The 13,502-nt window shown below is 42.0% G+C and carries 16 protein-coding genes; 2 read left to right on the forward strand and 14 right to left on the reverse strand.

All coding sequences use genetic code 11. From position 1 onward, the window contains the following. Positions 1-112 precede the first annotated feature (112 nt). The 7 genes from dnaB to rpsF form a co-directional block, all read right to left on the reverse strand. Complete coding sequence (gene dnaB, locus DVB69_RS09245) at positions 113-1,465, reverse strand: replicative DNA helicase (protein WP_116018772.1); 1,353 nt, start codon at positions 1,463-1,465, stop codon at positions 113-115. A gap of 15 nt (positions 1,466-1,480) precedes the next feature. After that, complete coding sequence (gene rplI / locus DVB69_RS09250; RefSeq protein WP_116018774.1) at positions 1,481-1,927, reverse strand: 50S ribosomal protein L9; 447 nt, start codon at positions 1,925-1,927, stop codon at positions 1,481-1,483. A gap of 2 nt (positions 1,928-1,929) precedes the next feature. Then, positions 1,930-3,900: a DHH family phosphoesterase gene (locus DVB69_RS09255; protein ID WP_116018776.1), complete on the reverse strand. Its 1,971-nt coding sequence runs from the start codon at positions 3,898-3,900 to the stop codon at positions 1,930-1,932. A 12-nt stretch (positions 3,901-3,912) separates the two neighbouring features. Continuing rightward, positions 3,913-4,851, reverse strand: a complete 939-nt coding sequence (locus tag DVB69_RS09260; protein ID WP_147300771.1) for a YybS family protein — start codon at positions 4,849-4,851, stop codon at positions 3,913-3,915. Between the two features lie 198 nt (positions 4,852-5,049). Next, positions 5,050-5,286 carry a 30S ribosomal protein S18 gene (rpsR, locus tag DVB69_RS09265; RefSeq protein WP_116018780.1) on the reverse strand — a complete coding sequence of 79 codons (237 nt, stop codon included), beginning with the start codon at positions 5,284-5,286 and terminating at the stop codon, positions 5,050-5,052. Positions 5,287-5,328: 42 nt separating this feature from the next. After that, on the reverse strand, positions 5,329-5,856 hold the full coding sequence (gene ssb, locus DVB69_RS09270; protein WP_116018782.1) for a single-stranded DNA-binding protein: 528 nt from the start codon (positions 5,854-5,856) through the stop codon (positions 5,329-5,331). A gap of 44 nt (positions 5,857-5,900) precedes the next feature. Beyond that, entirely contained in the window at positions 5,901-6,188 is a 288-nt protein-coding gene (gene rpsF, locus DVB69_RS09275; RefSeq protein WP_116018784.1) for a 30S ribosomal protein S6, read from the reverse strand. A gap of 180 nt (positions 6,189-6,368) precedes the next feature. On the opposite strand from rpsF, the gene DVB69_RS09280 reads away from it, so the two are divergent. After that, positions 6,369-6,941, forward strand: a complete 573-nt coding sequence (locus DVB69_RS09280; protein ID WP_116018786.1) for a DUF3267 domain-containing protein — start codon at positions 6,369-6,371, stop codon at positions 6,939-6,941. A 143-nt stretch (positions 6,942-7,084) separates the two neighbouring features. Here the strand turns inward: DVB69_RS09280 and ychF are convergent, their stop codons facing one another. Continuing rightward, the gene (gene ychF, locus DVB69_RS09285; RefSeq protein ID WP_116018788.1) at positions 7,085-8,185 is read right to left on the reverse strand and encodes a redox-regulated ATPase YchF; all 1,101 of its coding nucleotides are present in this window, start codon (positions 8,183-8,185) and stop codon (positions 7,085-7,087) included. Between the two features lie 92 nt (positions 8,186-8,277). Continuing rightward, a complete protein-coding gene (locus tag DVB69_RS09290; RefSeq protein WP_116018790.1) occupies positions 8,278-8,481 on the reverse strand; it encodes a DUF951 domain-containing protein in 204 nt (67 codons plus the stop codon). Positions 8,482-8,612: 131 nt separating this feature from the next. On the opposite strand from DVB69_RS09290, the gene yyaC reads away from it, so the two are divergent. Continuing rightward, complete coding sequence (yyaC, locus tag DVB69_RS09295; protein ID WP_116018792.1) at positions 8,613-9,254, forward strand: spore protease YyaC; 642 nt, start codon at positions 8,613-8,615, stop codon at positions 9,252-9,254. Here the strand turns inward: yyaC and DVB69_RS09300 are convergent. The 5 genes from DVB69_RS09300 to rsmG all read right to left on the reverse strand — a co-directional run bounded on the left by DVB69_RS09300 (position 9,165) and on the right by rsmG (position 13,473). Next, positions 9,165-9,869: a DUF554 domain-containing protein gene (locus tag DVB69_RS09300; protein WP_116018794.1), complete on the reverse strand. Its 705-nt coding sequence runs from the start codon at positions 9,867-9,869 to the stop codon at positions 9,165-9,167. The two genes, yyaC and DVB69_RS09300, sit on opposite strands and share 90 nt — an antisense overlap. Positions 9,870-9,932: 63 nt before the next feature. Beyond that, positions 9,933-10,775, reverse strand: coding sequence for a ParB/RepB/Spo0J family partition protein (locus DVB69_RS09305; RefSeq protein WP_116018796.1), 843 nt, complete (start codon positions 10,773-10,775; stop codon positions 9,933-9,935). Then, positions 10,768-11,529 carry a ParA family protein gene (locus DVB69_RS09310; protein WP_116018798.1) on the reverse strand — a complete coding sequence of 254 codons (762 nt, stop codon included), beginning with the start codon at positions 11,527-11,529 and terminating at the stop codon, positions 10,768-10,770. The genes DVB69_RS09305 and DVB69_RS09310 overlap by 8 nt, the downstream gene beginning before the upstream one ends. Positions 11,530-11,675: 146 nt before the next feature. After that, positions 11,676-12,539: a nucleoid occlusion protein gene (gene noc / locus DVB69_RS09315; protein ID WP_116018800.1), complete on the reverse strand. Its 864-nt coding sequence runs from the start codon at positions 12,537-12,539 to the stop codon at positions 11,676-11,678. Between the two features lie 217 nt (positions 12,540-12,756). Continuing rightward, positions 12,757-13,473, reverse strand: coding sequence for a 16S rRNA (guanine(527)-N(7))-methyltransferase RsmG (gene rsmG, locus DVB69_RS09320; RefSeq protein WP_116018802.1), 717 nt, complete (start codon positions 13,471-13,473; stop codon positions 12,757-12,759). Positions 13,474-13,502: the final 29 nt, after the last annotated feature.

Here is a 13,502-nt window from a genome sequence, read left to right on the forward strand (position 1 = left end):
CGCTGGATGCATAAGCATCCTCATTCAAACAGCTATTATTGTACCAAGCTTTGTGGTCTGCGTCAAGAAAAAACACGAACGTTGGAGAACTACTATTCTCCTACATTCGTGTTTAAGCACCAAAGGACTCGTGTTGTGACCAATCAATGTTCAAGAACTTATTGTATTCCTTAGCAAAGGCTAACGTCACCGTTCCAGTAGGACCGTTACGTTGCTTTGCAATGATAATCTCAATCATATTTTGGTTTTCAGTTTCTTTGTCATAGTAGTCTTCACGATACAAGAACGAAACGATATCCGCATCTTGCTCAATACTTCCAGACTCTCGTAAGTCAGACATCATTGGTCGTTTGTCTTGACGCTGCTCAACTCCACGGGACAACTGTGACAAGGCGATTACAGGAATCTTCAGTTCACGAGCGAGTGCTTTTAATGAACGGGAAATTTCCGATACTTCTTGCTGTCGGTTCTCACCCGATCTGCCACTTCCCATAATAAGTTGCAAGTAATCGATCATAATCATGCCCAAACCATGCTCTTGTTGCAAACGCCGGCATTTCGACCTGATTTCATTAATACGGATACCTGGAGAATCATCGATGAAGATTCCGGCATTGGAAAGACTTCCCATTGCCATCGTCAATTTACGCCAATCCTCTGCCTCTAGATTACCTGTTCGCAATACAGATGCATCAATATTACCTTCTGCACATAACATACGCATGACGAGCTGTTCAGCACCCATCTCAAGACTAAAGATAGCAACATTTTCATCTGTCTTAGTTGCAACGTTCTGGGCAACGTTCAAGGCAAATGCTGTCTTACCTACTGAAGGTCGTGCCGCCACAATGATTAAGTCATTGGGTTGGAAACCGGCAGTTATCTTGTCAAGATCGGTGAAACCTGTTGGAACTCCTGTAACGTCTCCCCTGCGTGTATGCAAAATTTCAATGTTATCATACGTATCCACAAGTACATCTTTAATGTGACGGAAGTCTCCGGAATTTTTACGATTCGCAACTTCCATCATCTTCTTTTCAGCTTCTGACAGAAGTGCTTCCACTTCGTCTTCTCGTGTATAACCGTCTTCCATAATTGTAGAAGCAACCGAAATTAGACGTCTTAGCAACGACTTCTCTTCCACGATGCGGGCATAGTGTTCAATATTCGCAGCAGTTGGTACGGAGTTTGCTATCTCCGTTAAATAAGAGATTCCGCCAACGTCTTCCAATTCCTTTTTCGCAGACAGTTCTTCCGTGACCGTGACCACATCGATCGCCTGCCCCTTATCACTCAGGCCGATCATCGTTAAGAAAATCTTATGATGTGCAGTACGGTAGAAATCCTCAGGGATCAAAACCTCAGCCGCCGTTATGAGCGCTTGAGGATCCAAGAAAATTGCGCCGATGACAGACTGCTCGGCTTCGTTATTATGAGGGGGGATACGATCTATCATTTGATCCATCAGACTATCTCCTTATCATTCTTCAGTTACGTGGACTTTCAATACCGCATTGACATCATGATGTAACTTCACAGAGACATTCGTATATCCAAGTGCACGTATTGCATCAGGCAGATCCATCTTACGCTTATCCACCTTAATACCGTGTTGTTTTTCTAGTGCTGCTGCAATTTGTTTTGAAGTGATTGATCCAAATAATCGGCCGTCTTCACCGGACTTCGCTGTCAATTCAACTGTGAGCTCTTCGATGTGTGCTTTTAGCTTTTTCGCATCATCCAATTCTCCCGCAGCATCTTTTGCCTGGCGATTCTTTTGTCCTTCTAACTTGCTGAGAGCTGCTGGTGTCGCTTCAACAGCCACATTGTTCTTTAGTAAGAAGTTTTGAGCATACCCTACGGAAACCTCTTTCACATCACCTTTTTTACCTTTACCTTTTACATCTTGTAGAAAAATAACTTTCATGTTCACTCTCCCCTTTCCTGATCATCCAAAATTACTTGTTTTAATTGCTCTTCAGCTTCTTCTACGCTATCTAACATAAGTTGTGTTGCAGCGTTTGTTAAATGACCCCCACCGCCAAGCTGTTCCATCACTCGTTGGACATTCAGTTCACCGAGTGAACGGGCACTTATACCGATTTTACCATCTGAACGGGGTGCGATCACAAAGGACGCAGAAATACCTTGCATGGTTAGCAAAATATCAGCGGTTTGCGCGATCAGTACAGAGTTGTAAGGTTCACCGTTGTCACCTTTTGCAATGGCAATTCCACCATCCATAATTTCTACCGTTTCTATTAGCCTTGAACGTTCTACATACGTTTCGATATTTTCTTTCAACAAGCGCTGTACAAGAACTGTATCCGCGCCATTCGTTCGTAAATATGAAGCTGCTTCAAACGTACGGGAACCAGTGCGTAATGTAAAGCTCTTCGTATCGACCACAATCCCCGCAAGCATCGCTGTTGACTCGAGCATCGTAAGTTTCTCGTTTTTGGGTTGATACTCAATTAGCTCAGTGACAAGTTCTGCCGTCGATGACGCATACGGCTCCATGTAAACGAGCATTGTATTTTGGACAAACTCTTCTCCACGACGATGGTGGTCGATGACTACAAGTTTTTCTGCCTTATCTATCACTCGCTCATCAATGACCATGCTTGGCTTGTGCGTATCTACAATAACCACAAGTGATCTGTCTGTCATTTTCGCTAAAACCTCGTCCGGATGAATGAAATGCTCATACAAATCAGAGTCCTGTTCAATCTCATCAATCAGTCGATTTACGCTTGCATCCAATTCATCGAAATTGACGACGACGTATCCTGGTACATTATTCATCCTAGCCATTTTCCTTACACCGATGGCTGCACCAATGGCATCCATATCCGGCATCTTATGACCCATGACAAAAATTTGATCACTACCTTGTATTAAGTCACGCAGTGCATGAGAAATGACTCGTGCTCGTACTCTCGTCCGCTTTTCCACTGGATTTGTTTTCCCACCGAAAAACTTCAACTTTCCATCCGATCGTTTAATGGCAACCTGGTCGCCACCACGACCGAGCACAAGATCCAAACTAGATTGTGCCAGCTCACCCAATTCAATTAAAGAAGGAGACCCAGCACCTACACCGATACTCAAAGTGAGGCCATTACTTTGTTTCGCGGTTTTTTCGCGAACATCATCTAATATCGCAAACTTACTCTTTTCCAATTCATTTAACATGGATTCATTGAAAACTGCGAGGAAGCGATCTGAAGCGACTCGTTTCACAAAGATTCCATTGTCCGCACCCCAGCTATTTATAAGCGAGGTTACAAGAGAGTTTAGCTGACTTCGCGTTTGGTCGTCCATCGTCTGTGCGAGTTCGTCATAGTTGTCGACAAGTAATATACCGATCACTGTTCGGTCTGCATAATACAGGGATTCAATTTCTCGCTTTTTGGTTACATCAAACAAATAAAATAGGCGATCCTCTGGCTTGTAGGCAATTCTGAAGGAACGTTCTTTCACCGTCAACGTCAAATCATCAGGTACATCGTCTTTCAAGAAAGAACGAAATTGTTCAGACAGCTCAAAGAGCTCTTCACCAATTAACGAATCCTCTTCAAAGATTTGTGCAGCGTAAGGGTTGGCCCACTCAATGATTTGTTTTTCATTGAGCAGAATAATTCCAATCGGTAATTGAAGCAATGCTTCTTCTCCGACCTTTTTCATACGATATGACATGGTCTCAATATGCTTTTCAGTATCCACATAAGTTTGTTCTTCAATTTTCCATGATGAGCCGATAATTGCAAAGAAAATCACCGTATAAATCAGCCCTATCCAAAAGTTAAAAAGAAACAAAAATACTGCCGCCAAGACGCCGAGGAGTGAGACGGCAGCTAGCGGATAACGAATCGCTCTCTTTCTAAAAAAAGATGTCATTGTCTCATCCTCCTAGTTCACCTTGTCTTTTCCTATCCATGCCCGAATGTTAATGGCTGTATCCAGTGTCCCAAGCATTATGGTGATCGGATTCAGCATAATCGCAAAGACTGTAGTAATTATAGTGATGAAGCGAGGCAGCTTTCGTTCGTTTAAAAAGTAATAGATAAGCGAAAGCCCTTGCAGTAAAAATGCAAATCTCAAAATAACCACAGCATTAATATAGAACAAGTAATACGTAGACGTTGTATCATTTCCCATTAGGAGTGAAGAAAGAATGATCACCGCGTAAACGACAATCGTCATAAATGGAAGCTTCATTTCCCGAAACGGCGGGAACTTCTGAATTTTTGCACCTACCCGACCTGCTGTATAAAAGCTCGCAGCAACAAACAAATACCCCGCAAATACTGAACCTAGTATTACCATTGAAGGAATTGTGGAACGGTAGTACAAAAAAGCATCAGAAGTAATTTTTTCATAATCCTTTGGAAGGGCCCCAAGGCCTGATAAAAAATCCTTCAACCTTTGTTGCGCCTCTTGGAAAGTATCCATCATGGTGTCGATCGCATTGAATTCAAAGAACAACACGCCACCTACATACGTAACGACCATTGAAATAAGGACAGTCAAGCTAACAGCCATAACCGTATAAAATTTAGATTTCCCTGTCTGAATGGTCTCACCCATGACAAACCCAATTAATACAAGTGAAATTGCAACGGGGATGTACAGTAAACCGCCTAGTAATGAAGAGACTAAAATAGCCGCAACAGCGACCAGTAAACTTGCTCTTCGATCATAGCGAAGCCTGTAAAGTAGAATGGGGAGCGGTATAAAGAACATAGAGACACTGCCAAATAGAGGTATATAAAGACTTACCGCTAACAAGACTGCAAACAGTGCAATCATCATGGCTCCATATGTTAGTTTTCGAGCATTGTCTTGCATAATTGGGATTCCTCCGGTTCGTAGTACATCATCCGTGTGAAAAATTCTGTAGATTTCATCCAGATGTCCTCCTCTGATTGTATCACGATTAGAGTGCAGACACCAAAACCATAAAGCTGTTCCCAGGATTTCTCCTAGAAACAAAAAAGCCACCCTGCACCCTAGGAAATCCCAGGCTGACAAGGTGGTTTTTTTAAATTATCTTTCTTCTGCTACGAATGGTAGAAGTGCCATGATACGTGCGCGCTTGATAGCGGAAGTCAGCTTACGCTGATACTTCGCGCTTGTACCTGTAACGCGACGTGGCAAAATTTTCCCACGCTCAGAAACAAATTTCTTGAGCAAGTCTGAATCTTTATAGTCGATATGTGTAATGTTATTAGATGTGAAATAACATACCTTACGACGTCTTTTTCCTCCACGACGTGGTGCCATAATCGTTTCTCCTCCTTTTTAACCGTATGGGTGAAATCCGGATCAGAACGGCAAATCATCGTCCGATACTTCAATCGGACCGCCGCCTGATTGGAACGGATCTTCATCAGTACGTGTATAGTTTTGCTGGTTAGGCTGATAAGTTGGCTGATTCTGTTGCTGACTCTGATTCTGATTATACGAACGGTCTGACTGTTGGTTTCCATATGCAGGTGCGCCGCTTTGTGCGCTAGATCGTTCAGAGTTCGCATTACGAGGTTCTAAGAATTGTACGCTATCTGCCACAACTTCCGTCATGAACACACGCTTACCATCTTGTCCTTCAAAATTACTCGTCTGAATACGTCCATCTACACCAGCTAAACTGCCCTTACTTAGGAAATTAGCAGTGTTTTCCGCCTGTTTTCTCCAAGCTACACAATTGATAAAGTCCGCTTCACGATCGCCTGACTGGTTCGAGAACGGTCTGTTCACAGCCAATGTAAAACGTGTAACCGCAATTCCACTTTGTGTATATTTGAGTTCAGGATCTTTTGTCAATCGGCCGACCAATACGACACGGTTAATCATCAGAATTCAACCTCCCTCATCGTTTTTTACGTTACTTTTATGGATTATGCGTCAAGACGAACAGCCATATGACGAAGGATTCCTTCGTTGATGTTCGCAAGACGTGTAAATTCGTTGATTGCTTCTGTTTCTGCGTTAAGAGTTACCAATTGGTAGAAACCTTCACGCAAATCATCGATTTCGTATGCAAGACGGCGCTTGCCCCACTCTTTCGACTCGATGATCTCTGCACCGTTCGAAGTCAAGACTCCGTCGAAACGTTCGATCAAGGCTTTCTTCGCATCGTCATCTAGACTTGGGCGAATGATGTACATAATTTCATATTTTCTCATCTGTAGTCACCTCCTTATGGACTTGGGCCCTGCTGCATGCAGCGGGCAAGGAGTAAGTAAACTTGTTTACTCACATCAATATATACTATCATATGTTCAATCGTAATTCAAGCGTTTCTCCTGTATAGTAAAGAAAAAGATAGCAAGTGAATTCTTCAGTATGTAGAAAGAGGTGTTTGAATGATTGCTTCCAGTGAACCTGCATACATTGTTGACTTGGATTTACAACGAGTGGCAAAAACAGGATTATGGGTAACTCTATGGACAACTATTGGATTATTCACACTCGATATCCTAATTCAATTAGCTATCCATCGTGAGCTTGCAATTTCGTTCTCTTTTTGGAAAGTCCTTATTGTAGTCATTGGATATATTATACTGATAGTGGTACATGAATTGTTTCATTTATTGGGATTTCGAGTTTTTGCGGGAGTACCCTGGCGAAAGATGGTTGTCGGGGTAAATTTAAAGCTTGGGATTGCTTATGCCACTACAGATGAGTGGATGACCAATGCTGCTATTCGTAAGGCGTTGCTTTTACCCTTTTGGACTACAGGTGTTATTCCAGCAATCGTCGGCTTGTACCTGTCTGATGGCGTATGGTTATTGCTCGGGGGTCTACTCATTGGAGGAGCCGTTGGGGATTTTGTGATGTACAAAGAACTTAAGCAATTTCCAAATGAATGGCTTGTAAAAGATGATCCCGACCGTCCACGTCTCTATTTGCATGAACCGGGTGATTGGATGGAATAGAAAACGTATTTGGAAACGAAGCATTAAACACACAAAATTTTCTTAGATTGGCACGAGGTGTTCTATTCACTTTAGTCATAAAAAAAGGCAAGGCATGAAGGATTCTGCGTCCTCCCATGCCTTGCTTTTTCTGATCAATCCACTTATACGTTAAAACGGAATAGCATAACATCGCCATCTTTAACGATGTATTCTTTTCCTTCAAGACGTACTTTGCCAGCTTCTTTTGCAGCTGCCATCGAACCTGCTGCCATAAGATCGTCATATGCAACCGTTTCAGCACGGATGAACCCACGCTCAAAGTCCGTGTGGATGACGCCCGCACATTGAGGTGCCTTCATCCCTTTACGGAATGTCCATGCACGTACTTCCTGCACACCAGCCGTAAAGTACGTTGCCAATCCAAGCAATTGGTACGCAGCTCGGATTAGCTGATCAAGACCAGATTCTTCAATGCCAAGCTCGTCAAGGAACATTTGTTTCTCGTCTTCCTCAAGCTCTGCCATCTCTTCTTCAATCTTTGCACAGACAACGATGACCTCTGCATTGTCTTTTTCCGCGAAGTCACGAACAACTTTAACATACTCGTTGGTTGCAGCATCAGCGATTTCATCTTCAGAAACGTTTGCTACGTAGAGCATCGGTTTGATGGTCAACAAATGCATGCCTTTAACAACTGCTGTTTCTTCAGGAGTAAGCTCAACCGAACGAGCAGACTCCCCTGCTTCAAACGCATCTACCAGTTTCAGCAATACCGGCTCTTCAATCATTGCTTCTTTGTCTTTCTGCTTTGCCATTTTTGTAACACGTTGAAGACGCTTGTCCACACTCTCCATATCCGCGAGAATCAATTCCAGATTAATCACTTCAATGTCAGACAAAGGATCCACTTTACCGCTTACGTGTGTAATATTGTCATCTGCGAAACAGCGAACGACTTGACAAATTGCATCTGTTTCTCGGATGTGAGACAAAAACTTGTTTCCAAGTCCTTCTCCTTTACTTGCTCCTTCAACAATTCCAGCAATATCTGTAAACTCAAAAGCAGTAGGTATTGTCTTTTTCGGCGTTACAAGTTCCGTTAGCTTTTGAAGACGCTCATCGGGTACTTCTACGATTCCAACGTTCGGATCGATTGTACAGAACGGATAGTTTGCAGCTTCCGCACCAGCTTTTGTAATTGCGTTGAACAACGTGGACTTTCCAACGTTCGGAAGTCCAACGATACCAGCTGTCAATGCCATAACTTTCCCAACCTTTCATCTATACCAATTTATTATGTTCGATTATTCAATGCAGCTCTTCCATTATAAGGAGAGAACGTCTTTCTGTCCATTCAGCTTTCCGTTTCCCCTTGCTGAATAACACGCTTCATTTTTTTTGTGAATTCGTTACGTGGAATCATTATACTATGACCGCAACCTAAGCATTTGATCCGAATGTCTGCGCCCATCCGAATGACTTTCCAAGAATTCGTTCCACACGGATGCTGTTTTTTCATCTCCACGACGTCGTTAATACCAAATTGCTTTGCTTCCAATCTATTCACTCCGATCATTCATTCTTATAATATCGCATTATATTAGTTATGTACGTATAATCTGGCTTTGTTTCGAGTATACTGCAGGACACCACACATTCCTACTACTATTCCTAGACAGGAGCCTGATTATGCAAAAACTTGAACAAGCTGAATTGAACTCTCGTATTCATTACAAAGAAACTGGAGCCGTTTGGAAATTAAGCACGTTATTTCTAGAGAATATACCTTTTACAACACGTGAAATCCTATTCCTTTGTATCGGAACAGATCGTTCAACTGGAGACGCACTTGGCCCGCTCGTTGGGTCACTACTTACAGAAACTCGATCATTTCCTTACCGTATCATCGGCACTCTAGAAAATCCGCTACATGCACTAAACCTTGAACAGATTGTTACTGAGCTTGCCGCAACTCATCCCGATGCATACCTAGTTGCAGTCGATGCCTGCCTTGGCAAGAGTGATTCAGTGGGTCATCTTCTTGTACAAGACGGTCCCTTACAACCAGGAAAGGCAGTAGGCAAAGAGCTCCCTTCCGTTGGGGAAATTGCTATTAAGGGTGTCGTTAATATCGGTGGCTTTATGGAACATTCTGTCCTTCAAAGCACAAGACTACACCTAACTTATGAAATGGGACGAACTATCTCACGAGCACTACAACTTGCGCATGGACGACTACAGTCAAAACGCGTATATGATACTTACAATCAGAGCCACTACCGGAATAGCGGGAATGAAATTGGCTACTCGGATCTTAGTCAAGCCGATTAAGTTAAGTCCAATTGCCAAGATCATAAGACCCCCTGTCGCTGTCATCTCTGATATGAAAAGCTCCAGGAGCTCATCCGGAACGAAACGGCTGATTTGTGTAGAAAACAATGTAATCAGTCCTTGGTATAGTAATACAGGTACTGCTGCAAAAATGACTCCAATTCCAAGTGTGGAACTAAGGATAATTGATGTAAATCCATCAATTACCCCTTTCATCATTAACACATCGTGATCGTTTCGTAACCCACTATCAATTGCCCCGATTATCGACATAGACCCAATGACAAAAATCATTGTTGCGGTGATGAATCCTTGAGAAATGCCTTGTCCACTTTTCTGGGCAGGCATTTTTGATTCCAACCACTTTCCTGCCTGTTCCATCATTTTATCGACGTTTATCCATTCCCCAATTACCGAGCCAATCACAATGCTAATAATTACTATGAGCAACTGTGTACTCTCAAATGTCATCTGGATCCCAATTGCCATGACGGCTAGTGCAATTCCATACATAACTGTCTGTTTCATACGGTCAGGAATATTTTTAAAAACTCTACCTATTAAAGAACCTGCAACAATTAGTGCTACGTTTACTAATGTACCGTAAAACACCATGTAAACCACTTCCCGACCCTTAAAAAATAGTACCTATTCCGCTAGTGCGAAATAGGTACACGTTCAATCATTCAGTAAATCAAGTATCCGTTCAAAGTCTTCTTCGGAGAAAAATTCAATTTCAATTTTCCCTTTATTTTTCGTCTTTTTAATAGATACATTTGTGCCAAAGTGTTCACGTAACGTTGTCTCCTGTTCAGCGAGAAACAAATCTTTCTTTTCTTTCTTCTTATTTGTTTCACGTGAAACATGTTCATTTAATTTTTGTACTAGCGCTTCCAATTGACGAACATTCAAGCCTTCTTTCATCGTCTTTTCAGCAATAATACTAATTTGTTCCTTTTTACGCAAACCAAGTAGCGTACGCCCATGGCCCATCGACAACTTCCCTTCCGTAATATCTTTACGGACCTTTTCAGGGAGTGCCAATAAACGAATGTGATTGGCTATATGAGGACGGCTCTTTCCTAAGCGAAATGCAAGTTGTTCTTGTGTAAGCGCCAAACTATCCATTAAGTTTTGGTAGGCTTCCGCCTCTTCAATCGGTGATAAGTCTTCACGCTGAAGATTTTCTAGGATTGCGAGTTCCATTGACTCGGTATCTGTAAGCTGGCGAACGACTGCGGGAATTTCACTCAATCCGGCAAGCCTTGCCGCTCTGAATCGACGCTCTCCTACTACAATTTCATGTGCAGATCCGACTTTACGTAAAATGATGGGTTGCAAAACGCCATGCTCTTTAATGGAAGCACTGAGTTCTTGAATCGCCGCCTCATCAAAGCGTTTCCTCGGCTGAAATGGATTTACAGTAATACTTTTAAGATTAATTTGCTCTATTGATTCTGCTTTTACTAGCGACTCCCCTGGAAACAATGCATTAATTCCCTTACCAAGACCTTTAGCCATTGTGAACCACTTCCTTTGCCAGCTCTAAGTAAACTTCCGCCCCACGTGAACGTGCATCATATAAAATAATTGGTTCACCATGACTCGGTGCTTCACTCAACCTTACATTTCGTGGAATAATCGATTTGTATACTTTGTCTTGGAAGTATTTCTTTACTTCATCAATAACTTGAATTCCTAAATTCGTACGCGCATCAAACATCGTGAGTAACACACCATCAATCACAAGGTTTTCGTTCAAGTGCTTTTGTACAAGACGAATCGTACTGAGTAACTGGCTTAATCCTTCTAGCGCATAATACTCACATTGTACTGGAATGATAATGGAGTCTGACGCAGTCAGTGCATTAATCGTTAACAACCCTAACGAAGGCGGACAGTCAATAATAATGTAATCGTATTTAGCCTTCACTTCTTGGATGGCATGTTTCATGCGAACTTCCCTTGAAATAGTTGATACTAATTCAATTTCAGCTCCTGCCAATGAAATCGTTGCGGGTATGCAATCCAATAGTGGTACTTTAGTCGGCAAAATCACGTCTTTCATTGGAACGTCATCGATTAGGATGTCATAAATACAATTTTGGACGTCTCCTTTGTTTATACCTACCCCACTTGTTGCATTTCCCTGTGGATCTGTATCAATTAACAATACCTTTTTTCCAATATGTGCAAGACAGGCGCTGAGGTTTACCGAGGTAGTTGTCTTTCCAACGCCGCCTTTTTGATTGGCTATTGCGATAATTCTTCCCAAACGAGCACCTGCTTTCTTCCATACATGCTGTTCGTTCCTTGCATACGTGTTCTATCTATCAGTTTACCAAAAAAGCTTTACAAATGGTACGAATAACATAGCAAAAACTCTTGCCAACTGAAAGCAAGAGTCATTTTACACGAGCTTCATTTAGATTTCGGAATTTTCACCGTAAATGTGTAATAGTCCTCAGAGTCTTCCTCTTCGGTTGTTAGGTCAATTCCACTCTTAGTTACCATCGTTAGCGATTGACGAATCGTATTGACTGCTATGCGGACGTCTTTACTCACTGATTTCCTACGTGGAGCTTTCCTTTTTTCTTTTGGCTCAGGAGGTGTTAATATTTCTTTGATTCTTGCTTCTAATTGTTTGACGTTGAGCCCATCTTCTATCGCTTCCTGAAATACTTGTTTCTGAAGTTCAGGATCTTTTAAGACAATAAGTGCACGAGCATGACGTTCAGATATCTCTTTCGACAATATTGCTTGTTTAATTTCCTCGGGTAATTTCAGTAACCTCATTTTGTTCGCAATAGTTGATTGGCCTTTTCCTAAGCGTTGAGCTAATGCTTCTTGCGTCAGTGCATGAAGCTCCAACAACATTTCATACGCATATGCTTCTTCAATTGCAGTAAGTTCTTCTCGTTGTAAGTTTTCAATCAGGGCTATAGAAGCTGTTTCTTTGTCATCCAAGTTACGGACAATTGCAGGAACTTCTTCCCATCCAAGCTTTTTCATTGCTCGGTAACGTCGCTCCCCAGCAATAATTTCATAAGAATCTTCTTCAGTCTGTCGTATTACGATTGGCTGGATGATCCCGTGCGTATGAATCGTACGAGCCAGCTCCTCGATTTTCTCTTCAGAGAAGATGGTGCGCGGTTGAAAACGATTCGGCTTAATACGATCGATTTGAATTTGTTCTATGGACTCGTTCATCATAGGCTCCGCATCTTCTATTGGGGGGAGTTCTTTTTCTCCATTCCCAAAAAAACGTGAGAACGTATTTTTCATTCCAGACACCACCTTTTTAAGACTATCCTCTGTTGTGAACACGCTCAGTAGCTGCAGAGAGGATGATTTCCTTCCATCATTCGTTCCATTTATTTATCAATTGAAACGTTTTGACGGCAGTTCACTTCGTTTGAAATGGACTGAAAACCTATGTAAGAAAGAGAGCAATACTTTCACTCTCCTTCTTTCTGACCTACAATGTTCCACGTGAAACAGTTCAACAGATTGGCGTCTTATTTGGCATGCCCGGTTTTCGTGGATACTTTTTAGGCGTTTTTTTAACCTTCGAAAAAACAAATACTGTTCGTTCACTCTCTTCGAGTGGAAGAAAGAATGTATGTTTATCTTCTAACACAACGCCAAGAGTTTCAAGTGCTTTTTTTGCATCAGACATTTCGTCAGCTGCAGCAGCACCTTTCATAGCGATAAAGCGTCCCTCTACTTTCAGTGCTGGAACACATAACTCCGCTAAGACACTAAGCCTTGCAACTGCCCGTGCTGTTACGATATCAAATTGTTCTCGATATAATGGGTTTTGTCCAAAGTCCTCAGCACGTGCATGGACGAACCGAACATTTTTCAATTCCAACTTTTCTGATAGTTCATTCAGAAAATTAATACGTTTATTTAATGAATCCACAATTGTTACATGCAGGTTCGGGAAGCAAATCTTCAACGGTATACTTGGGAAACCTGCACCAGCTCCTACATCACAAAGTGTAAGCTCCTGTGTCAAATCCGTGAAAAAAGCTGCGGAAATTGAATCATAAAAATGTTTAAGATAAACAGACGGTGCATCGGTAATCGCCGTCAAGTTCATCTTTTCATTCCATTCTACTAGCAGTTTGAAATACAGATTAAACTGAGCAACTTGCTGCTCATTAAGGGATATTCCCTTTTCCTGCAGAGCTTCTATAAATTGTTCTTCGTTCAATGAAATCCACCTTTCAAAAAAGCTAATAC

The organism is Sporosarcina sp. BI001-red, assembly GCF_003384035.1.
GTDB lineage: Bacteria > Bacillota > Bacilli > Bacillales_A > Planococcaceae > Sporosarcina.